The following is a 22,463-nucleotide window of genomic DNA, read 5'->3' on the forward strand; positions in this document are numbered from 1 at the left end:
GCCCCGCCTTTGTTTTTAAGATATTAAAGCACTACTCAGTGATCACTCATCAACGTGTGCTGGAAGAGCACCAGTGTGCCAAATGCGATCGAGGTAATCTTCGATAGAGCGGTCAGAAGAGAAGTAACCAGAGTTGGCTACGTTCAAGACTGCCATGCGAGCCCACTTCATTGGATCGCGGTAAGTTTCCTCAATCTGAGCCTGAATATCCATGTAAGAGCTGAAGTCAGCCATTGCCATGAAGTAATCATGGGTAAGCCAATCGTTAACGAGTGGCTCATACACGCTCTTGTCGCCATTGGAGAAGGTGCCGTCGGCAACCATATCCACAGCAGTCTTCAAGCGAGGATCAGACTCGTAGTACTTACGAGATCCGCCGTGATCGTAGCCTTCAGCGTAGAGCTTATCAACTTCGTCAACGGTCATGCCGAAGAGGAAGAAGTTCTCAGCGCCAACGCGCTCACGAATCTCAACGTTTGCACCATCGAGAGTACCAACAGTCAAAGCACCGTTCAAAGCGAACTTCATGTTACCGGTGCCGGAAGCTTCCTTACCAGCCTGAGAAATCTGCTCGTCCAAATCGGTGGCAGGAATCAAGTTCATAGCCAACTCGATGTTGTAGTTTGGTGGGAAGAACACTGCAAGCTTGCCCTTGCATGCTGGGTCGTTATTCACCACGCGAGCAACATTGTTAATGAGCTGAATGGTGAGTTTTGCCATAGCATAGCCTGGAGCGGACTTAGCGCCGAAGAACACGGTGCGTGGAAGCATCTTGTCGACGTCGATTGTGCCATTCTTGATTCCAGCGTATGTGGAGATAACCTGGAGGATCTTCATGGACTGGCGCTTGTACTCGTGCAAACGCTTAACAATGGTGTTGAACATAGTGTCTGGGTTGATTTCAAAGCCATACTTCTGCTTTGCGAAATCAACGAAGGCGAGCTTGTTCTCTTGCTTAACCTTAGCAAACTTCTTAACGAAGGAAGGATCGTCAGCCAATGGCTTCAAACCTTCGAGAAGCTCCAAATCACCCTGCCATGCGTCGGTGCCCAAGCCCTCAGTAATAAGAGCAGACATGCGTGGGTTGCTCAAGCGCACGAAGCGACGAGGAGTTACGCCGTTAGTAACATTCTTGAACTTATCTGGGTAAACGCTGGAGAAGTCCTTCAAAGTGACATCCTTCAACAACTCAGAGTGAAGCTCAGCAACACCGTTAACGTAAGAACCACCGTAGGTAGCCAAGTAAGCCATGCGAACTACAGCACCTTCGCCATTTTCGTCAGCGTCGGTAGCGATGCGCATGCGCTCAACCTGATCCTCAGCAACACCCTTTCCGCGAAGCTCGTTGCGGAACTGCTCGCTGATGCCCTGAATAATCTCAAGGTGGCGTGGCAAAAGTTCGCCGATAAGTTTGGCTGGCCAAACTTCCAAAGCTTCTGGAAGCAAAGTATGGCAAGTGTAGTTGAAGGTCTTGGTGGTGATACCCCAAGCGGTGTTCCAATCGTAGCCGTACTCGTCCATAAGAACGCGCATAAGCTCTGGAATGCCGATAACTGGGTGAGTATCGTTCAACTGGAAGTTGATCTTGCTTGGGAAGGTGGTGAGATCCGGCTTATCCTGACCTGGATAGAATACGCGGATAGCATCATGAATAGAAGCAGCTACGAAGAAGTACTGCTGTTCAAGACGCAAAGCCTTACCTTCTGGAGTGGAATCTTCTGGGTAAAGAATCTTAGAAATGTTTTCCGCTGCAACCTGTGGCTTTACAGCATCCAAGTACTCAGACTTGTTGAAAGTGAGCAAATCAAACTCGTCGTAAGACTTAGCAGTCCACAAACGAAGAGTGTTTACGCGACCAGAATTATAACCTGGAACCATGTAATCAACTGGTACTGCACGAACAGACCAAGCTGGCTTCCATACGCGCTTGCCGTTTTCTTCTACAACTTCACCACCGAAGTTGACGCGCTGGTCACGACCATAATCAATGTGACCCCATGGCTCTTCATTGCTAAGCCAGTAATCAGGGGTTTCAACCTGCTTACCTTCTTCATCAAAGCGCTGCTTGAAGATGCCGTAACGATACTGGATGCCGTAGCCAAATGCTGGAACGCCAATAGAGGCGAGTGAATCAATGAAGCAGGCTGCGAGACGACCCAAACCGCCGTTACCCAAACCTGGCTCATACTCAGCATCAATAACAGCTTTTGGATCGAAGCCAAGCTTAGTAACAGCCTTATTGAATTGGTCAGTAAGACCAGCGTTCAACAAAGCGTTCTCAAGCTGCTTGCCCATCAAGAACTCTGCGCTCAAATAGCCCACAGCCTTGGTATTGCCGTTAACCATGTCATGCTGGGTCTGCATCCAAGAGTCCATCAAGTGACGACGAACTGCGGTAGCAGCGGCAACATACACATCTGCCGTAGTGGCCTGCTCTGGCGTTACACCCTGGGTGTACTTGAGGTGCTCTTGAAGTTCTTTGGCAAATGCCGTCGCAGTAGTTTTGGCTTTCGGCGCGACGTGTTTAGTCATATTTGACTCCTTGTGCCGTTTGTTATATTTCCTAAAAAGTGTGCTGCCCGAAACTTTATGTTTAGGCAATTAAACCGATACCGTGTTGTAGTTATCTACAAAAAGGCATGAAGGAATACACACGATTTCATTGTCAGATAATAGCACAACCCGAACCCTTATATTATGTGCAGTAAAACATATAGATAATATTGTAAATTGCAGAAATTATTACATAAAAATCTCCCATTTTCCGATTATTTTTGAGAAATATTGATATTTTTACTGCGACATCGACACACTTAATACTTACCTACAGGTTCGTTTGTTAAAAAAAGTAATCAAAATTTGTGCGATTACGTGCTAAAAGTGATTATTTTTAATCTAAGAAATGTTATAGAAATGGCATTACTCATTTCTAAACGCTAATGCATAATGCTTAATATGGCAGTAATTCTTGAACGAGATATGAAAAAAGGGAAAAACTCACTAAATAAGTGGAAAACGCAAGCGCAACAAGAAGCTATCAGAGGAACAAAATTCCAGGAAATAGATAGTCAGATTATGGAAATTACAAAATCTGACGAAGCTATGGCAGTTCGATATTCGCTGTATCTACTAGAACTACGCGCTCCTGGCAATTGCGTTGAAGTTCGAGTATCCCCATGGGGAGCTGTGAAAATCTTAGAAGGTCCAGAATCTGACCCTCACAACTTAACCCCTCCAGACGTTATAGAATTAGAGCCAAGTGTTTGGTTGCGATTAGTTTGCGCAATAAGCACATGGGATGAAGAAAAAGAAGCTGGAAACATAAGCGCAATGGGTGAACGAGACAATTTGAGCGCAATATTACCGCTAGAAATATAAAATCCGGGTAAATTGCGCTACAAACTGCAACAATACTATGCAAAAAGCAAAAGTTACGTACTGCTTTTACTCACTTATCACTTTTTTTATGCATGAAACTTGGCAAAGGCATAGGAATATGATGATGTGCAGGAGTATGCGCTGCATTAGAACCTGCGTTTTCGCTACTTACAGCCTTGGCAGCAGCTTCAGCAGCCCACTTAGCATACTCGTCTAGATCATCAAGCTCGTTTGCACTATTATCCTCATGTTCTGCTGCATTATCTTGAGCTTGGTTGACGTTGACATCCGTTGGATTACCTTCAGCATCAAAGTCCTCGCTCGATGCAAACGGATCATAAGATCCCTGGCCTGGCTCATGCGCATTAAGCTCTTTAGCGAGCTCGTCATAATCCGTATCGGTCGTCAGGTACTTGAGCTTACGGGCAATTTTCTGTTGCTTTGCCTTCTGTCGTCCGCGGCCCATCTGACCCCCTCTATCTACCGTAGCAATGAATTCATCACACAAAGCGTACCACTTTGCCGCAACAGAGTGCCTTGTCTGTGTAAACTTTTACGATAAAAGCCATATTTTAAGCGCGAAATAAATGCTTCCTAAGGAGTAAATCATGGCTGAAGAAACGCAGGTAACTGCAGCAGGTAACGAGATTAGTGCAAGTTTCGTCGCAGCTCAGCAACGTTCTGATAGAACATTAGAAAAATTAAAAGCAAACCCGTCAGCATTTACTATGCTAACTGGAGATCGTCCTACTGGAAGATTGCATCTAGGCCACTACTTCGGTTCCATTAAAGAGCGCGTTGCGATGCAAAATCGCGGCGTAAATACAAACATCATTATCGCCGACTATCAGGTTATTACCGACCGAGACACCACAGAACATATTGAAGATAACGTACTGAATTTAGTACTCGACTACATGGCAGCAGGAATCGATCCTCAAAAAACCATGATCTTCACACATTCCGCCGTTCCTGCAGAAAATCAGCTTATGCTGCCTTTCCTTTCGCTTGTTACAGAAGCAGAGTTGCACAGAAATCCTACAGTTAAATCCGAAATGGAAGCTTCAGGACACGCTCTTACTGGACTTTTGTTAACTTATCCTGTTCACCAAGCTTGCGATATTTTGTTCTGCAAGGCAACAGTTGTGCCGATTGGTAAAGATAATTTGCCGCACATTGAAATTACGCGCACTATTGCTCGCAGATTCAACGAACGTTATGCAAAGAAGAATCCTATATTCCCAGAGCCTTCTGCAATTCTTTCTGATACTCCTGAAATCCCAGGCTTAGACGGACGAAAGATGAGCAAATCTTACGGAAATTCGATTATGCTGGGCGCAACTGCTGAAGAAACTGCGAAACTGATTAAGAAGAGCCCAACTGACTCTGAGCGAATGATTACATTTGACCCAATAGCTCGACCACAAGTTTCTGCACTTCTTACAACCGCAGGTTTAGTTACAGGTCGCGATCCAAAAGATATTGCTGAAGAAATTGGTAACGCTGGAGCAGGCGCGTTGAAAGCTTACGTAATTGAAAACGTAAATAATTTCTTAGCTCCTCACCGTGAACGTCGCGCAGAACTTGCAAAAGATATGGATAGCATTCGCGATATTTTACATGACGGCAATAAGCGCGCAAATGCTATTGCAGAAGAAACTCTTGCTCAAGTGCGAGACGCTATGGGAATGAAATATTAAATAAATAACAGCTCGCAAATTAGAAATTTTATAAGAATTTTATAAGAATTTTATAAGCAAAATAATAGAAGCCGCTTGCATAATTTGTAAGCGGCTTCTAATTTTTTGATCAACAAAACGTAGTATTAAATCAAACGTCGTAACGCCAATTTTTATCAGTAATAACTCGAGCTACAGCAAGACCTAACGGCAAGCAAATAATTACCATAAAAGCTCGGAAGGTCCAATCTAAAGCCGGAAGAGTATTAAATTGGCCTAAATAGAACATTGCACGATACATATAAAGTCCCGGAACCATAATCACAATAGACGGAACAGTGAGACTAATTCGCGGATAACCTAAATATTGCGGTGCTAAACCGTGTCGAACTATCGTCCTCCAGGCGGATGCAAGCAAGCCAGCCAAAAGAGCGCCAGTAAATGCTGCTATTTCGGCAGCAACACCAAAATCAGCCATGGTAAGACGAAGCGTATCAGTAATAGCTCCAATAACACCAGCAACTAAGCACATTCTTTGCGGAGAATTAAACAGAACAGAGAAGCCCCACACGCCTGCAAAAGCAGTAATAAGTCGCAAAATAGCGTTAAGCCAAGGGTTTAATCCTAAAGGAGTGAAACCTTGAGGATTAAGCTGAACAAGGCTTGCTACCATCCATCCAGCAAGCGTTCCCATTAGAATAATCGCCATCGTGTAACATAAGCGTTGAATTCCTGAAGGAAAATCAATTTTCGCTATATCTAAACCGCCTGTAATAAGCGGGAATCCAGGAATCACGAACAAAACTGAACCAATGTACGCAGTGTTATGTTTAAGTGCTGCAGGATCAAAATATCCAATAAGTCGCAAAGAGCAAATGCAAGAAAGAGCACCTATTGCAACCGCAATAAAAGTTACTACAAACTGATTTAAATGATGCATAAACATTCGGCGACGAACATAGTGGCCAATTCCAGCTCCAATAAAAGCTCCGAGCATATCGTACGGGCCACCGCCAAGCAAAAATGCGAAGGAAGCGCACGCAACAGCAGAAGCAAGTCCTGCAAACCAAGGCTTATAAAGCGGCTTACGATTTTTAATTAAATCAAGTCTATCGTGTACTTCTCTAACAGTAAGTGGTTTATTTGCATTTTCAGCATCATCACTATATCCGTGATTTATATGATCGAAATGCTGTTCGTAAACGTGCTCTGGTTTAAGAGCAAAAATTCCGTGAGGCTTTTCGTTTTTAATTTTTTCTTGTAAAGCCTTATCTTTTTCAAATTTTGCAGCTTTTTCTTCAGACTGTTTCGCAGTTTGCACAATAGTTTTTTCATCATCCGAAGCGTGCAAAGTGTCAACTAATTCTTTCGAAACTGTTGCTTTTGAATGGTATAGAGAATCGTTTCCAAGCTTTACATTAAACCAATCTGCAAAGTGCTCTAAAAGCCATATACGTTCTGTATTTACGCCGGTTGTAGGCAAATCAACTACTTCAGTGATTCTCTCATGCTTGTCTGTGCAAGTTGCTTCTATGTCCGTAAGATTCACGTCTGCTCTTACGTTTACACCCATAGGTTCGCCAACTCTATGCATTAGCTCTCTCACTCGGTAGCTACCAGTTCCGGCACCTAATCCGAGAGCACCTACGCGAATAATAATGCTAGATTTTGCTGCGATTCCAGCCTCCGTAACAGGCTTATCCCAGTCACGCTCAACGTCGTCCATATCGAGAGGAATGGCATGCGTATGGAATCGTCCTGACGGTTTTCCTACAATATGACCATTTGGAAGAATTTCCGGAATATTATTACTATTGCCGTCGCTTCCGTCGAAATTATTGTTTGCATTATTGTCTGCTGTGCTCACAATTTTTCAGTATACGCACTACCGTTACCTAGATCAGGTTTATTATTTAGCTCAATTAAACCCAATTAAGCTCAATTTAGCTTGCGTATTAATTTTCAGTCCGGTGGTAGTTTAACAATTATGTTGGTATCTCGCTGGAAACAGAGGCTGTGGGCTCGCAACTTTTGACCTACATAACCGCGGAGGAGCCGCGGAAGTCAGCTGACCGAGCAACCTTATGACTGGCGTAAGGAGGTCTGATGGCTGATCAAAATCAACAGGTCAATCCAGCAGACGCCACTATTGTGACGTCTGGTTTAGGTCGAAAAGGACCAGAGGAGCGTGACCTTCCAGAATCGCTTAAGCAAGACATGGATTTATGCTTGCATATTCTTCGCGATGTTCTTGGAGAATTTGATGAAAAATTGCTTGCAGTATTCGATGAAGTACGTCTAAACGCTGTCGAAGCAAGCTCTGCACATTTTGCACAAATGGTTGATGCAGAATCTACTGCAGATGATGGTCTAAGCAAGGCTGTTGAAAAAATTAACGGCATGGAATTGCCTGATATGCAGCTACTTGCGCGCGCTTTTGCAACATACTTCCACCTGGCAAATTTGTGCGAAGAGAATTATCGCGTTTCTGTTCTGCACCAACGTGAGTGTGAAGTAAGCGATGCAAATCCTGTAGATCCAGTTAATGAGTTGACTTGCGCGTATCACAAACTTCTTACAGAAATGGGTCCTGCTGAAGCCAAGGAATTGCTTTCAAAACTTGAATTCCATCCTGTTTTCACAGCTCACCCAACTGAAGCTCGTCGTAAAGCTGTTGCTGGTAAGATTCGCCGTATTTCTAAGCTTTTAAGCGAACATGATAGACTTGGCGGATCTGATAAGCGCGAAAATTATCGTCGTTTGTATAACGAGATTGACGCTTTGCTTCGCACTTCTCCTATAGCTTTGAAGAAGCCAACTCCTGTTGAAGAAGCAGATACAATTCTTGATATTTTTGACGCAACCTTGTTCGATACAATTCCGCTGGTTTATCGCAGATTTGACGACTGGCTGCTCGGTAAGAAAGCCGGCTTGGTTCCACCTCGCTGCCCTGCTTTCTTCCACCCAGGTAGCTGGATTGGTTCCGACCGCGATGGAAACCCGAATGTTACTGCTAAAGTAAGCCGTCAAGTTGCACGCAAGTTTAGCGATCATGTTTTGACTGCTTTAGAAGCTCGTACTCGCGAAGTCGGCAAATGCTTGACTATGGAAACTCGCACAACGCCACCAAGTATAGAACTTCTTGAGTTGTGGAATCGTCAGCGTGAAATGAGCGAACAGCTCACAGAAAGCGCATCAGATGTTTCTAATAGCGAACCGCATCGCGCAGTGATGCTTGTTATGGCTGATCGTTTACATCGTACGATTAGCCGCGATACAGATTTGATGTATCATTCTTGCGAAGATTTTATTGAAGATTTACATATTGTTCAGCGTTCACTTGCTGAAGGTGGAGATCCTCGAGCCGCTTACGGTCCTTTGCAAGATTTGATTTGGCAAGCGCAAACCTTCGGATTCCACATGGTTGAAATGGAATTCCGCCAGCATTCTCTTGTACATTCTCGTGCTTTGGAAGATATTCGTGAGCACGGATTACACGGCGAGCGCGGTCCACTTCAGCCTATGACGCGCGAAGTTCTTGATACTTTCCGCGCTTTGGGAGCAATTCAGAAGCGTAACGGTATGCGCGCTGCTCGCCGTTATATTATTTCCTTCGCAAAGTCTGCTCAGCATGTTCGTGACGTTTTTGAATTAAATCGTCTTGCTTTCGCTCACCCACAGGATGCGCCAACAATTGACGTTATTCCACTGTTTGAGCAGTTGGAAGATTTGCAGAACTCTGTTAACGTGCTTGAGGAGATTATTAAGATTCCTGAAGTTCAGGCTCGTCTTAAGGCTACTGGCCGCAAGATGGAAGTTATGCTTGGCTACTCGGATTCTTCCAAGGATGCCGGCCCTACTTCCGCAACTCTGGCTTTGCACTCTGCTCAGGAGCGTATAGCTAAGTGGGCTAAGAAGCACGATATTGATTTGACGCTTTTCCACGGACGCGGTGGCGCTGTTGGTCGCGGTGGCGGTCCTGCAAACCGTGCAGTTCTTGCTCAACCTGTTGGTTCCGTCAATTGCCGATTTAAGTTAACCGAACAGGGCGAAGTTATTTTTGCGCGTTACGGTAACCCAATTTTAGCAATTCGTCACTTAGAGTCTGTTGCTGCTGCAACTTTGCTTCAGTCTTCGCCAAGCGTTGAGAAAACAAATACTGAGATGACACACAAGTATGCTGATATGGCGCAAAAGCTTGATGTTTCAGCTCATGAGCGTTTCCTTGATTTGCTTCAAACAGATGATTTCACTCCATGGTTCTCTACAGTTACGCCGCTTAGTGAAATTGGTTTGCTTCCAATCGGCTCTCGCCCTGCAAAACGTGGTTTGGGTGCAAAGTCTTTGGATGACTTGCGTACTATTCCGTGGGTGTTCTCTTGGGCACAGGCTCGCATTAATCTTGCTGCATGGTACGGCTTGGGTACAGCTTGCGAAAAGTTTGGCGATTTGGAAACTTTGCGTCGCGCTTACGAAGAGTGGCCGCTGTTTAGTACTTTTATTGACAACATTGAGATGTCTTTGGCTAAAACGGATGAGCGTATTGCTCGCATGTACTTAAGCCTTGGAGATCGTGAAGATTTGAGCGATAAAGTGCTTTCGGAAATGCAGCTTACTCGCAAGTGGGTTTTGCAGATAGTTGATGATAAGTGGCCGTTGCAGCATCGTCATGTTCTCGGCCAAGCAATTCGCGTGCGTTCGCCGTATGTTGATGCTTTGTCTGTAATTCAGTCACTTGCTTTGCGCAAACTTCGCAACAAAGTAGATAAGGAAGAATTGAGCGAAAGCCAGCAGGCAGAGTTTATTTACCTTATCTTGTGCACTGTTTCTGGTGTTGCTGCAGGCTTGCAGAATACTGGATGATTTTAAAAGGTTTCAGTGTTGAGAAAGCCTTCGCATTGCTATTTGATTAATTAATTTTATTTTTCAATTTAGCTTGCGAAGGTTTTCTTATATTTGCTTATTTTATTTTCGCTTATGTTCATATTTCTAAGCATTTTATTTTTGAGTATCTTATTTTAAGCATCTTTCGCTAAACGTCTTTGTGAATATAGAATGTTGTAGGTAATAAAAAAGCTTGTTTTAGCTCCGTACTAAGAGGTTATTATGCAAGATAATTCAATTAATGAAGATTCCTTGTTAGCAACATCAATATTGAGTTCGCTTCTTGCAGGAAATCGTAGATTTGCACAGAATAAATCTTCTCACGCCGGAGTAGATAGCAAAACTCGCGAATCACTTATTAATGGTCAAAATCCGGGAACTGTGGTGCTTTCTTGTGCAGATTCGAGAGTAGCTCCAGAATTTGTTTTTGATGCAGGACTTGGGGATATTTTTTCTGTACGAACGGCTGGCGAAACCGTAGACGACGCTGTTATAGAGACTTTAGAATACGCTGTAGCTGATTTGGGAGTGAAAGTACTTATCGTACTAGGACACGAACATTGCGGGGCTGTAAAAGCTGTTTTGCAGAAAGTTTTGCAACTTGTTGATCAGTATGGCGAAGACATTGCGAGCGATATGGTTGAGTCTTCAGACTCAATCTTGGTGCGCTATTTAGGCCCAGCAGTTGTTTCGGGTATTGAAGAAGAGCTTGGAACTGATGATATTGAGCGCATCCACATTTCTAATGTTCTAGCTGATATTTGTGATAAATCTCAAATTATTCGCGAAGCTGTTTTCAACGATCAATTAATGATAGTTGGCGCAAGATACCGCATGAGTGACGGTCTTGTTGAAATGCTTTCGTGCTGACTTAAAGTTTTTAAAATAATGGGAAAACAAATGAGCGCAAGTTCTTCGCCTGTAAATTGCGCGTGTTCACAACGCAGTAAGTTTTCTAAAAAAACTCGCGAAAGTTCAGCAAATTACCTGTATCTTATAGCTGGAACGCCTGTTCTCGCTCTTCTTATTGCTATGGCTCCAGCCTTGCAAGCAAAAAATCCTTGGCTGCTCATAGATGCAACTACAAGAGGTATATCCGGATTGCTTCTTCAAGCAGTTCCTTTTACTCTTATTGGCGCTTTAGTCTCTGCTGCGGTTGAAACTTGGGTGACTTCAAAATATATTGAAAATCATGCTCCTAAGTCTACTGCTGGCGGATTTTTGCTCGCAATTATAGCTGGAGTTTGTGTACCTGTTTGTGATTGTGTAATAGTTCCTACTTTTTCACGATTAGTTGCACGTAAACTTCCATTATCTTGTGCTGTAACGTTTTTGTGCGCTGTTCCTGTTGTAAATCCAATATCTATTTGGGCAACTTGGTACGCTTTCTATGATGTCCCCGCAATCGTAATTATGCGCATTGCTTTAGGCGTTGCCGTTGCAATACTAGTTGGATTAAGTTTCGTAATATTTCCACAGAAAACACCAGTTTTGCGAGAAAAAATAATGTCAGATGTTGATTGTGCTTGCTGTGAGCATAATAGTCCAATTCCTATAAACCGCTCGTTTATAGGCGATATTAAACGTTACGTGAAGCATTTAATGGGAGATATTCTTGTTCTTTTGCCAATAATTGTTTTTGGAGCTGCTGTTGCTTCTCTTATACGCGCGTGGCTTGGAAGCGATCCCGCATCTCGCATTAATGCCACTACCGCACTTGTAGCTATACCAGCAATGATGCTGGTTGCTTACGCAAGTTCTTTATGCTCAAGCTCTGATGCTGTTATAGCTCGTAGTTTGGCCGCTTCTCTACCCATGTCTTCTGTAATGGTATTTTTGCTTTTTGGACCTATGTTAGATTTAAAAAATACGCTTATGCTGGTTTCAGATTGCAAAGCTAAATTTGTATTAAGACTTACTTTAACTATTGCTATAATGTGCTTTTTTGCTGCCTTGCTAACAAACTTTGCTTGGGGAAGTGCACTATGGTAGAAAATAGTCACAAGTGGCCAAAGTTTGCTGATTATGTTTCAGCATTATGCTTATTTTGTTTTTCATTATCTCTTGCGATAAGTGCTTTTTCTGGAAGCTACACCGTGCTTACCACTCCTCGCGCATATTTGTATCTTTTATTAGCGTCTTTTCTTTTACTGGTTTTGTCTATATGCGCAGCTTTTGGAATATTTAATTTTAGTGCAAAAGATTCGTTTAGAATTTTTGTTGCGCTAGTAGTTCCAACTCTTCTTATAGTCATACCTTTAAGCAATGCTCAAAATTCTCGTAGTTTAGATGGTTTTGATCAATATTCTGGGGGCAGAGCTATAGCTATAAGAAAAGAAGTTGGCGTGCACAAGTTGCGCGGATTAGACGAAAAAAATCGTACTATTCGAATTAGCGACGACGATTTTGGTTTATGGTATGACGAAATTGATCATAATCAAAAAAAATATTTGGGGTACCGAATAATAGTTAATGGTTTTGTAAGTCGAAATAACACTTTGGGTGTTAATCAATTTCGTATTTCTAGACAATTTATGTCTTGCTGCATTTTGGATATGTCACCATTTGGTTTTGTAGTTGAGTCTTCACAAAAAACGAGACTTAATGAGCATAAGTGGATTAGTCTTGTTGCCACTGTTAGTAAAGGAAATATTGGCATACCCGGCTACCAGCATTACGGCTCTGTACTTAAATTAGTGTCAGTCAGTGAAGTTAAAAAAATTCCAACAGGATATTTTTATAGACCGTAACTGTTTTTATATTTTGTTTCACAAATTATTGTATTGATATCAGCCAGAAGTCAACTAAGATAGCAAATATGGCTCTGGGTTTAAATATTGCGCTGATTTTTGTTTTTCTGCTTTTTGGTTCCGTTTTTGCGGCCACAGAGCTTGCATTAGTTAGCCTTAGAAGTTCACAAATAGATCGCATGGAATTGCAAGATTCTAGAGGTGCTAGGGTTGCGAAAATAGCTAGAGATCCTAATACTTTCTTATCAACTTTGCAAATTGGTGTAACACTTTCCGGATTCTTGTCGGCTTCTTTTGGAGAATCTGCCATAGCTCCATGCATAGTTCCACATGTGCACGAGTGGGGTGTTCCAAAGAATATTGCTGGACCTCTTACAACAATCGTTTTAACTTTGATTATTTCGTACTGTTCTATAGTTATTTCAGAGCTTGTTCCTAAACGTATCGCTATGCAGCGCGCTGAGCAGATCGCTAGAGCCACGGTACCAGCTGTAGATATTTTCTCGAAAATTTGTAAACCTCTTATATGGCTTATTGCTAAAAATACAAATGGTTTTGTTCGACTTCTCGGTTTTGACCCGAATGAGAAAGAGAGTGAAGTTTCAGACGAGGAGCTACGAGTTCTTGTAAATTCAAATAAAAAACTTAGCCAGGATGAGCGTAACATTTTGGATGATGTTTTTGACGCTTCTGAAACTATTGTTGCTGAAGTAATGCGACCTCGTGCGGATGTGGAGTTTTTGGAAGGATCTTTAAGTCTAGAAGAAGCGGCTAAGAAGATTCGCGAGTTGCCGTACTCTCGCTACCCTGTTACTGGGAAAGATTTTGACGATGTGATTGGTTTTGTACATGTTCGAGATTTGCTTGATGTGCGTAATCCGAACGCAAAAACAGTTGCGGATGTTACTCGAGAAGGTATTAGTTTGCCTGGCACTTCTAAGCTTTTACCTAGCTTGGAACTTTTACGTAAGCGTGGAATACATTTAGCTGTTGTTATAGACGAGTATGGCGGCACAGATGGCATTGTTACGCTTGAGGATATGACAGAAGAACTTGTTGGTGATATTCGCGACGAATACGATTTGCCAGACGGTTCTGATCAGAATCATGCAAATAAGTCAACAGTGTTTGTAAATGGCGTTGCTACTGTTGACGGTGGAATGACTATCGAAGATTTTGCTGATATTACTGGAATAGAGCTTGAAGATGGCCCTTACGAGACGGTAGCTGGATATTTCCTTGCTCACACTGGTTCTATGGGCTCTGTTGGCGCTGTTCTTCATGATGCTGATGGATATGATATGACTGTGACTGAAGTGGAAGGAAGACGTATCGCAACTATTGAAGTTCGAAAGCAAGCAGAAAAGGAAGATGCTGAAGAAAATAAACTTTAAACGAGTAATCTTTTTCAGCTGACTCTAATTTTTTGGATGTAAAATAAAACAGTAAAGCAACAATAGTTAATCATAATTAGTATTAAGTTGCATGTTGAAAAATAAGCGGAAGGATGTCTAAATGACTCTAATGCATGTGTTACCAGGTCTCGATGAAGTGACAAGTGAAAAAACTGTTGCTATTTTGCAGAATCGTTTAAGCCAAGAGCAGGAAGCTGCTTTATTGCTTAAGCATGCTCATTGGAACGTAACAGGTCCAGATTTTATTGCCGTGCATGAAATGCTTGACCCACAGGTTGCTGAAGTTTTAGCACAGGCTGATGAGACAGCAGAACGTATTGCAACTCTTGGTGGTTCTCCGCTAGGTCGCGCTGACGATGTTATTGGCGTTCGCACTTGGAAGCGTTTTGCTTTGACTGGTCGAAAGTCTACAAAAGAGTATTTGCAGGCTTTGATTGAATACTATAACGATATGATCGCTAACGATCGTAAAGCTATTACTCAACTTGATGAGCTTGATGTTATTAGTTCAAATATTATGCAAGATCATGTGCAGCAGTTGGAAAAGTTCCAATGGTTTATGCGCAGCCATTTGGAGTAGTTTTTGGCTAAATACTAGTCTTTTCTGCTGTAATAATTAATTTATGAATTAAAAACCGCAACATGCTATTTTTTATTTTATGGCGTGTTGCGGTTTGACATTTTCTGTGGGTGTGCTACTGTATCTACTTGTATGTTTTAGGTATACAAGTTGGGCCCGTAGCTCAGGTGGTTAGAGCGCATCCCTGATAAGGATGAGGTCGGAGGTTCAAGTCCTCCCGGGCCCACGGTTTTGAATGGTTTTCCATTCAATATCAATGGGGCTATGGCGCAGCTGGTAGCGCATCTGCTTTGCAAGCAGAGGGTCAGGAGTTCGAGTCTCCTTAGCTCCACAAATAGGGTTTCTAGCCAATCACTAGAAGCCCTTTTTTCATATTTGTCAGTTTATATATTGTGTTATAAGCTCCTTCTTACCTATAACCCCATTTATTTGCACATTATTAAAAAGGCTTTACTTCACACATTGTATGAAATAAAGCCTTTTTACTGTATTTATTTTTACTATATTTATTTATTCGCGAATCACTTAATTATAGTTTTAAGTAATTCATTATGTTTCCTATAGGGAATCAGTCGTTCTTTACAGTTTCAGCAAAGCGTGGCCACAATGTGGTGCCCCAGTTGCTGATAGTGCGCTGACGAACGAGCGGCAAATCAGAACGGTTATAAACGGTACGCCATGGTTCCCATACTAAACCGGTCTTCTCTTCCAACTTAATGCGGAGATTGCGCACATTGCCCTTGAACTGAATTGTTGTGTTGAAGTGTGCAGTGCGATACTTTCCGTTACCTTCCCAAGCGCGCGAACGTACGTAAGGCGTTCCATCGATATCAGTGCCATACTCATCCCAGTAGATGTAGTAGCGAGCTACATAAGCGCCACGGTGATCCAAAGTCAAGTAACCATCGCGGTAGGAAGAAACCTTAGTCTCAATGTAGTCACTATTGGTCTGCAAGGTAGCTACTTCATTATCCTTTACGAAAGAAGTAGTGTAAGCAATCGGCACAGCTGGGCTGGAGGTGCTCATATTTGCACCTTCCTGAATCAATGACTTCAAGGTATCAACGTTGCCGGTAACAACCTTAGCTGCACCGTCTGCGCTACCGCCAAGAATTACTGCAGTAACAGAAGTATTCTGCAAAATACGATGGAACTCAGTATTTGGCTTGATTTCCACACCCTTAATAGCAGCTTCTACAGCAGCCTGGAAGTCAGTGCTCTTGCTTGTGGTGTCGAACTTTACGTACATAGAACGACCATAGGAAACGTTAGACACATATACAGGCGGATGCTTGCTGTCTACACCACGCCTCTTCAAATTATCGGCTGTGGTGCATGGAGCGAAGAAATCTGCTGGGCTGTCTGGAGCATCAACACTTACGGTGTAGTAAGTCTGCTTGAAGTTTACAACTTGTGTTTGCTTCTCGCCCTTGTGAACTGCATCAAAATCAATCTTCAGAGGTACACCAATTTTGGCAAAGTCAGCGCCAAACTTAGCCTTAAGCTGATTCATGCTTTGAGCACTCACAGAATCGTACTGCATACGTGCTGCCACTGTGTGGTTTGCAGCGTACTGAGTGTTCCACTTATCTACTAAACCGTTAACTGCAGATGTAACAGCGCTCTTAGTAGGGCGCTGTACAGTCACAGCACTTTCACCGCCATGGAAGCCTGGCAAATCAACACTCAAAGTAATTGGAGCACGATTTGCGGAAATCAGGCTTGGCATATTGTCCATCAAATTTTGATCAGCACGGAACAGTGCACCTGGATAAACGCGGTCATCGTTTGCGGAAGTAACCGACAAGTTTGACGTTGTGTTGGTGATGTTCTTCTTTTGATGTTCAACAACAACAAACTCTCCATTCTTGCTGAAGCTATCGTTGGAGAATTTATTGTCTACACTCTCGCCATGGCGAGCGAGAATATTTGTTTTATCGTATTGCAAATCCCACAAATAATTGTTCAGTGCATCTTTGCTAGCAGCGCAAGATGCCTCCTGGGTTGCAGCTTCTTTAGCAGGAGCTGCAATCGCTGGAACTGCCAAGCATTGTGGAATAATAGTTGCGCCCGCGAGCAACAACATTGCTGCATTACGGTAGAACGGTTTGTTCTTCATATGTGTCCTTCGACTATAACTTAATTATTGATAGTGAAATGTTGTTAAACTAGTGCAACAGTGCTATGATGCTTCAATGCGTCTTTAACAACGCTTCACTAAAAGTCAGTGTATCACTGTTATTATCCGCAGAATAGCAGTAATTAATTAAAATTTATATTACTTTTTAAACGATTCTATATAATGACGAAATATCAACGTTTTTGTTTATTTTTTTAAAATTTACCAACATTTGTCGGCGTGTCGCAAAATGCGATATGTGAATTATTTGTGTTCATCTCGCGTATATTTAGAACTTATTTTTGCGAAACTTTTAAAAATGATAATAGAACAAAATAAAAGCGACTACGCATAGCGCAGTCGCCTGTTAATAAAGCATGAAAAATTACTTAGCTGTCTCAGCTGTATCTGTAACTTCTTCTTCCTCTTCCTTATCAACACCTAAATCAATTGGAGAAGAGCTATTTTCCCACGGCTCCTCCCAAGGATCATAATCAGGATTGTGCTGCTTATAAACATAAAGGGCAGCAAGACCTGCGAGCAATGCTCCAAAGAGCAGTGCAAAGAACTTCCAACCGCCAGAGGACTTGTTCTCCATGATGGCTCCTTTCGGGCTAAGCCGACCCGCTTATCCACGTCGACAATTAAATTAAACGATGTTAATCGTATTTACCATCATAGTGAATTTTTTCTTTTATCGCATCTTTTTTAATCGGTGTTCCTATTCTTGTACATAAATTTTAGTACTAAATTCATTCTCGTAAACAATTCATTGTATTTGGTTGCCTCAATTGGCTAATGTGTATCTATGAGCAATTTAAACGCAAAAGCTATTTTTACTAATATTCGCAGAAACTGCAAATACGCTACAGCGCTTATAGTGTACGCTTGCGTAATAATATGGGCTGTAGAAATGGTTTTGAGAGTAATCTCACTAGAAGCATATTCATCTTTTATTGGAGAAACAGCCTTTATACCTTTTTATGCTTTGAAAACTCCGTGGACTTGGTTCACTTCTATGTTTGTTCACGCTCCTAATTTCACACACATTTTCTTTAACATGTTGTGCTTGTGGATGTTAGGTTCTGAGCTTGAAAGATTCTTTGGTAAATTAAAATTCTTTGGATTATACATACTTTCAGGCTTTGGCGGCAATGTTGCATCGGTAATTTGGTGCACTATAACAAACAATTGGGAGTCTGCTTCTTACGGTGCTTCTGGCGCAATTATGGGTCTTATTGGGTCTTTGGCAATAGCGCAGTGGCGATTAGGCGAAGAGATGCGTGGAACTATAGTTTGGATTCTTCTAACTCTTGCTATGCCGCTTATTATTCCTAATATCGCTTGGCAGGCTCACGTTGGAGGTCTTGTAGTTGGTACACTTATGGGATTACTTCTTGCAGTACAAAATCCTCTGTTAAGAAAAGCTTCATTTAATACGCGATTTTTAGTGTATTTTGTTTCACTTTTTGTGATCCTTTCCGCATGTTCTATATTCTGCTTAACACTTCCAGTCAGTCAAATTACAAGCTTGTAGTTTTACACAAGTGTGGATAGAAAAGTGGATAACTTGGGCATAAGTTGGGTACAACTTGAGGATATCTAATAGAGTTATCCACATTGTTATGCACAAACGTTGATAACTTGGGATTTTTTAGCTTGTGGATAAGTGTACAGAAGTTATCCACACTCATTTAACTTCTGTACACTCACTAAATTAATTGCACTTTTACATATTCTGCTTAGACCTACAATAAAGAAAATTATGCAAAACTCTTCTAACGAAAAATCAGTTCTCACGCAGCCAAATTCAGTATTACTGCCTAATGAAGAAACAAGAAAATTCATATTAGAGCATATATCTTTATCTCCTACAGAAGCCGCTCTTTTAGCTCACAATAAACCAAATGTTGACGCTGTTTTCGCATTAAATCAAATAGCAGGAAAACAAATAGCAAAGCAGAAACTACCGTTATGGGCGCAATGTGAAGAAGTAATATATCCAATACATCTATCTATGGAACAATGCTCTTCTCAAGCTACAGCAAAATATAAGGCGCAACTTGCAAAAAATTTACTATCAGAACTTGAAACAAACTCTGAAAAAATACTTGTAGATCTTACAGGAGGCTTTGGTGTTGACTGCACACTAATGTCGGAATTTTTCGATTCCGCAATATGCATAGAGCAACAGAGTGAACTATCAAGCATTTCACAACATAATATGAACGCATTATGCCATTCACGCGTAAATTGCTATAACAACAATTGCATAGAAGCTTTAGAAGCAATTGAAAAAGCAACAATAATATATATTGATCCAGCACGTCGAAATGCGAACGGCGAGCGCACATATGCTATAGAAGACTGCACGCCGAACGTACTAAATTTAAAAAATAAGCTATTGAAAAAAGCAAAAATAGTTATTGTTAAGCTTTCACCAATGCTCGACTGGCATAAAGCTGTGCAAGATCTTAAGGGAAACGTATCTTCACTACACATAATTGCATCACATAACGAATGTAAAGAATTATTGCTGGTAGTGGATTCACAAATACATGAAGATTTAAAAGTGTACTGTGTAAACGATCAGCAGATTACTAAAATACGAGCATCATATGATAGTGAAACTCAGCAAGTAAAAGCAGAATCTATAGAATATTGCGAATCTAAAGAAGATACAGAAAATTCAATCTGCGATAAAAACTCATGGCAGAATTATGCAAAATATGTTTATGAACCAAATGCTGCACTTATGAAAATTGGATGTTTTTCGCTTATTGAAAAGCAGTATCACACACTGCAATTGCAAACCAATAGTCACGTATTCGTGTCTTCTGCTTATAACAAAAGATTTCCAGGAAAAATATGGAAAATCGAAAACGTGTGCAGTATGAACAAAAAAGAAATCAAAAAAGCATTAGAAAATCTTACTCACGCAAATATAGTAACTAGAAACTTCCCAATGTCTGCAGAAACTTTAAGAAAACGTTTACACATACAAAATGGCGGTAATACGCGACTGATTGCTACAACAGACAGCAATAATCAACACATTCTTATTCGAGCAGCAGAAACAGAAACAGAAAAATAGACAGCAAATAAAAATAGCTGCACGAATTGTGCAGCTATCATATAAGCGTTTGAGTAAATTTAAAAACTTACGCAAACTAAATTAACGCCACCACATGGTCATTACGAATCCTGCCATAACTATTACTAAAGCAATAACTAGATTCCAAGCACCAATGCCAGGAACCGGCAAATTAGGATTCAAATAATACACAACAGCCCACAGTAAGCCAATAATCATGAGTGCACAAAACAGAGGTACAAACCAGCTTGCGTTAGCTTTAGTGCCTTTGATGCTTTCCTCAACACGGCGAGTATTTTCTGCCTGGCGCTGCATCATACGCTGCATTTGTGGCGTTAGCGTAGCTTTATCAGCCGTAGCATTCAATACTGCTTCTACCTTATCCATTGGAACACCGTAGAATGTATCATCTGTTTTATTTTCTTCAGCATCATCTGTTGCTGCAGTAGTATTTAGCGGTTGCAATTCTTCGTCAGCCATAACGTTAACTCTCCAATCAATCGGCTACACGCTATAATAGTGGTTACACTCGAACGCAGAAAGAAAATGGGAAATTATGGCAAAACGTACAGGTAAGCACAGTAGCAAACACCCATCATTGGGTAGTTTTGCTGTTGCTATTGCAGTGTGCTTAACAGGCTTTCTGTTTGTAACTAATCTTCGAGTAAATCGCACAGCTTTCGTAACTTCTAATACTGGTCAAATGGTTGAGAGAAATTCTCAACGAACAAAAACTTTGCGAGAAGATATAAAATCTTTAGACTCTAAAATTACTCTTCTTAATAAAACTTTAGTAGACAGCGGTAGTGTAGCTAAAATTTCTTCAGATACAGGAAGCAGCACAGTACTTCCTAAATTAGAAGGACCAGGAATTACAGTTACTCTTAACGACTCACCTTTGTGGAAAAATGCGGTAAACGGATCTGGCAGCACAAGCAACATTAATGATTATGTTGTTCACCAACAAGATGTTGAAGCTGTAGTTAACGCATTGTGGAAGGGTGGAGCTGAAGCGATGATGATTCAGGATCAGCGTGTACTGTTTAATTCGGCAGTTATTTGCATAGGTAATGTACTAATGTTGCAAGGACATCAGTACTCACCACCATATAGAATATCTGCTATTGGCCCGATGGACTCTATGGATGAAGCTCTAAATAATTCACCAGCTGTACAAACTTATAAAGACTATGTGAGTACATTTGGCTTAGGATGGAAGATTGAAAAAAAGAATAAGTTACGATTCCCTGAATCGTCTGCTTTACTTCAACCTCTGCGATACGCTACAGTTTCTCAAGGTTCTGCAGGTAACACCGCGTTTTAAGATGTTATTAACAAATAAAGGGGTACATAATGCGTTCTAGCCATTCAAACGAAGAAAGCACTAAAAAAAGCAAATCAAGCTTTTTGTGGCAAACTATTGGTGTTATTGGCGAAATATTAATTGCCTCTGCTATTGTTTGCGTGCTTTATATCGTGTGGCAAATGTGGTGGACAGGCGCTCAAGCTGAGCATATACAGGTAGAAGCACGTCAAGCCACTTCGTGGACTAACCCTCAAGGCGGAGACAAAACCAAAATCGCTATTCCACAAACAGACGATCCTCCTGCTCTTAAAGATAAGAACAATATAGGCGATCTTATAGCTCGTTTATACATACCTCGATTCGGAAATCAGTGGGAACGTAACGTTGTAGAAGGTACTTCTAACGACATCCTTAACTTGCGTGGTTTAGGACATTATCATGAGTCAGCAATGCCTGGCGAAATTGGTAACTTTGCGGTAGCAGGCCACCGTGCAGGCTATGGTCAACCTTTAGGTGATGTTGACTTGCTGCAACCAGGAGATCCTATAATTGTTCGCACAAAAGACTACTGGTTCGTATACAAGTACACAACACACAAGATTGTTACACCAGATCACGGTGAAGTTGTTGCTCCAAATCCTGAACATCCTGATGAGAAACCAACTAAGAGAATGCTTACTCTTACAACTTGTGAGCCAAAGTATTCTGTTCCAACTCATCGTTGGATCAGCTATGGTGAATTCGTTTACTGGGCTAAGATTAAGGATGGTATTCCTAAAGAGCTTTCTACTTTGGACGAAAACGGACACGTTAGGTTTATAAACAACGAACAGCAATCTCTTATTTCTAGGCTTGACTCATTAGTTCCAGTCATGCTTGTTGTAATTGCTATCTATATTGTTATTTTTGCTGCAGGTGCTGTCGCTTGGAAATGGCCAGAGCTTCGTCTCATTCGCACAGGCCGCAAAGCTAAGCCAGATGCGAGTATTTTCGGAAGTATTTTGAGATATCAGCCAGGAATTAAACCTATTCGTTGGGTTTTATCATTGCTGATTTACTTTTTTATTACACTTGTACTGCTTCAGTGGATTTTCCCTTTTGCAGCCGCAACCGTACCGTTCCTGCATCAAATGTCTAACTATACGCTTGCGTAGCTTACAAGGCGCATAACAAGGCTTATAGGGGCGCTTAAATAAATAAAGGCAATTGCGATTACGCAGTTGCCTTTATTTTTTGCTTGCTTTATAACTTTAAATAA

18 protein-coding genes and 2 tRNA genes are annotated in these 22,463 nt (G+C 41.6%); 14 read left to right on the forward strand and 6 right to left on the reverse strand.

Going from position 1 to position 22,463, the window contains the following annotated elements; all coding sequences use genetic code 11:
• Nucleotides 1–42 precede the first annotated feature (42 nt).
• Complete coding sequence (locus ACNEUN_RS00095; protein ID WP_463630028.1) at nucleotides 43–2,532, reverse strand: glycogen/starch/alpha-glucan phosphorylase; 2,490 nt, start codon at nucleotides 2,530–2,532, stop codon at nucleotides 43–45.
• A 423-nt stretch (nucleotides 2,533–2,955) separates the two neighbouring features.
• Here ACNEUN_RS00095 and ACNEUN_RS00100 point away from each other — a divergent pair, with 423 nt between their 5' ends.
• Nucleotides 2,956–3,378, forward strand: a complete 423-nt coding sequence (locus tag ACNEUN_RS00100) for a sterol carrier family protein (protein ID WP_463630029.1) — start codon at nucleotides 2,956–2,958, stop codon at nucleotides 3,376–3,378.
• 70 nt (nucleotides 3,379–3,448) lie between these two features.
• Here ACNEUN_RS00100 and ACNEUN_RS00105 read toward each other — a convergent pair whose 3' ends face one another.
• Nucleotides 3,449–3,844 (reverse strand): DUF3073 domain-containing protein, encoded by a 396-nt coding sequence (locus tag ACNEUN_RS00105; RefSeq protein WP_427876059.1) that lies wholly within the window; start codon nucleotides 3,842–3,844, stop codon nucleotides 3,449–3,451.
• A 142-nt stretch (nucleotides 3,845–3,986) separates the two neighbouring features.
• Between ACNEUN_RS00105 and trpS the strand changes: the two genes are divergently transcribed.
• The gene (gene trpS / locus ACNEUN_RS00110; protein WP_463630031.1) at nucleotides 3,987–5,078 is read left to right on the forward strand and encodes a tryptophan--tRNA ligase; all 1,092 of its coding nucleotides are present in this window, start codon (nucleotides 3,987–3,989) and stop codon (nucleotides 5,076–5,078) included.
• Between the two features lie 130 nt (nucleotides 5,079–5,208).
• On the opposite strand, the gene ACNEUN_RS00115 is transcribed toward trpS, so the two are convergent.
• Entirely contained in the window at nucleotides 5,209–6,924 is a 1,716-nt protein-coding gene (locus tag ACNEUN_RS00115; RefSeq protein ID WP_463630032.1) for a threonine/serine exporter family protein, read from the reverse strand.
• A 239-nt stretch (nucleotides 6,925–7,163) separates the two neighbouring features.
• Between ACNEUN_RS00115 and ACNEUN_RS00120 the strand changes: the two genes are divergently transcribed.
• The 8 genes from ACNEUN_RS00120 to ACNEUN_RS00155 all read left to right on the forward strand — a co-directional run bounded on the left by ACNEUN_RS00120 (nucleotide 7,164) and on the right by ACNEUN_RS00155 (nucleotide 15,017).
• Nucleotides 7,164–9,920 carry a phosphoenolpyruvate carboxylase gene (locus ACNEUN_RS00120; protein WP_427876053.1) on the forward strand — a complete coding sequence of 919 codons (2,757 nt, stop codon included), beginning with the start codon at nucleotides 7,164–7,166 and terminating at the stop codon, nucleotides 9,918–9,920.
• Nucleotides 9,921–10,163: 243 nt separating this feature from the next.
• Entirely contained in the window at nucleotides 10,164–10,811 is a 648-nt protein-coding gene (locus tag ACNEUN_RS00125; RefSeq protein ID WP_427876051.1) for a carbonic anhydrase, read from the forward strand.
• A gap of 30 nt (nucleotides 10,812–10,841) precedes the next feature.
• Nucleotides 10,842–11,933 (forward strand): permease, encoded by a 1,092-nt coding sequence (locus ACNEUN_RS00130; protein ID WP_463630035.1) that lies wholly within the window; start codon nucleotides 10,842–10,844, stop codon nucleotides 11,931–11,933.
• A complete protein-coding gene (locus ACNEUN_RS00135; RefSeq protein WP_463630037.1) occupies nucleotides 11,927–12,691 on the forward strand; it encodes a TIGR03943 family putative permease subunit in 765 nt (254 codons plus the stop codon). Before ACNEUN_RS00130 ends, ACNEUN_RS00135 begins: the two co-directional genes overlap by 7 nt.
• Nucleotides 12,692–12,759: 68 nt before the next feature.
• Entirely contained in the window at nucleotides 12,760–14,085 is a 1,326-nt protein-coding gene (locus ACNEUN_RS00140; RefSeq protein ID WP_463630039.1) for a hemolysin family protein, read from the forward strand.
• A 121-nt stretch (nucleotides 14,086–14,206) separates the two neighbouring features.
• Nucleotides 14,207–14,686, forward strand: a complete 480-nt coding sequence (locus ACNEUN_RS00145; protein ID WP_427876043.1) for a Dps family protein — start codon at nucleotides 14,207–14,209, stop codon at nucleotides 14,684–14,686.
• A 152-nt stretch (nucleotides 14,687–14,838) separates the two neighbouring features.
• A tRNA-Ile gene (locus tag ACNEUN_RS00150) sits at nucleotides 14,839–14,912 on the forward strand.
• Nucleotides 14,913–14,944: 32 nt separating this feature from the next.
• Nucleotides 14,945–15,017, forward strand: a tRNA-Ala gene (locus ACNEUN_RS00155).
• A 237-nt stretch (nucleotides 15,018–15,254) separates the two neighbouring features.
• On the opposite strand, the gene ACNEUN_RS00160 is transcribed toward ACNEUN_RS00155, so the two are convergent.
• Together ACNEUN_RS00160 and ACNEUN_RS00165 are read right to left on the reverse strand one after the other, a co-directional pair.
• Nucleotides 15,255–16,805, reverse strand: a complete 1,551-nt coding sequence (locus ACNEUN_RS00160; RefSeq protein ID WP_427876041.1) for a thiol-activated cytolysin family protein — start codon at nucleotides 16,803–16,805, stop codon at nucleotides 15,255–15,257.
• A 385-nt stretch (nucleotides 16,806–17,190) separates the two neighbouring features.
• Nucleotides 17,191–17,403, reverse strand: a complete 213-nt coding sequence (locus ACNEUN_RS00165; protein ID WP_427876040.1) for a hypothetical protein — start codon at nucleotides 17,401–17,403, stop codon at nucleotides 17,191–17,193.
• 210 nt (nucleotides 17,404–17,613) lie between these two features.
• Here ACNEUN_RS00165 and ACNEUN_RS00170 point away from each other — a divergent pair, with 210 nt between their 5' ends.
• Both ACNEUN_RS00170 and ACNEUN_RS00175 read left to right on the forward strand, forming a co-directional pair.
• Nucleotides 17,614–18,342 (forward strand): rhomboid family intramembrane serine protease, encoded by a 729-nt coding sequence (locus ACNEUN_RS00170; RefSeq protein WP_463630042.1) that lies wholly within the window; start codon nucleotides 17,614–17,616, stop codon nucleotides 18,340–18,342.
• 228 nt (nucleotides 18,343–18,570) lie between these two features.
• On the forward strand, nucleotides 18,571–19,899 hold the full coding sequence (locus ACNEUN_RS00175) for a THUMP-like domain-containing protein (RefSeq protein ID WP_463630043.1): 1,329 nt from the start codon (nucleotides 18,571–18,573) through the stop codon (nucleotides 19,897–19,899).
• An 81-nt stretch (nucleotides 19,900–19,980) separates the two neighbouring features.
• On the opposite strand, the gene crgA is transcribed toward ACNEUN_RS00175, so the two are convergent.
• Nucleotides 19,981–20,379, reverse strand: a complete 399-nt coding sequence (crgA, locus tag ACNEUN_RS00180; protein WP_427876037.1) for a cell division protein CrgA — start codon at nucleotides 20,377–20,379, stop codon at nucleotides 19,981–19,983.
• A gap of 76 nt (nucleotides 20,380–20,455) precedes the next feature.
• Between crgA and ACNEUN_RS00185 the strand changes: the two genes are divergently transcribed.
• Together ACNEUN_RS00185 and ACNEUN_RS00190 are read left to right on the forward strand one after the other, a co-directional pair.
• Nucleotides 20,456–21,223 carry a DUF881 domain-containing protein gene (locus tag ACNEUN_RS00185; protein ID WP_463630045.1) on the forward strand — a complete coding sequence of 256 codons (768 nt, stop codon included), beginning with the start codon at nucleotides 20,456–20,458 and terminating at the stop codon, nucleotides 21,221–21,223.
• Between the two features lie 26 nt (nucleotides 21,224–21,249).
• Nucleotides 21,250–22,359 (forward strand): class E sortase, encoded by a 1,110-nt coding sequence (locus ACNEUN_RS00190; RefSeq protein ID WP_463630388.1) that lies wholly within the window; start codon nucleotides 21,250–21,252, stop codon nucleotides 22,357–22,359.
• The last annotated feature ends 104 nt before the right edge of the window (nucleotides 22,360–22,463 follow it).

This window comes from Gardnerella sp. C0684A1 (assembly GCF_055326835.1).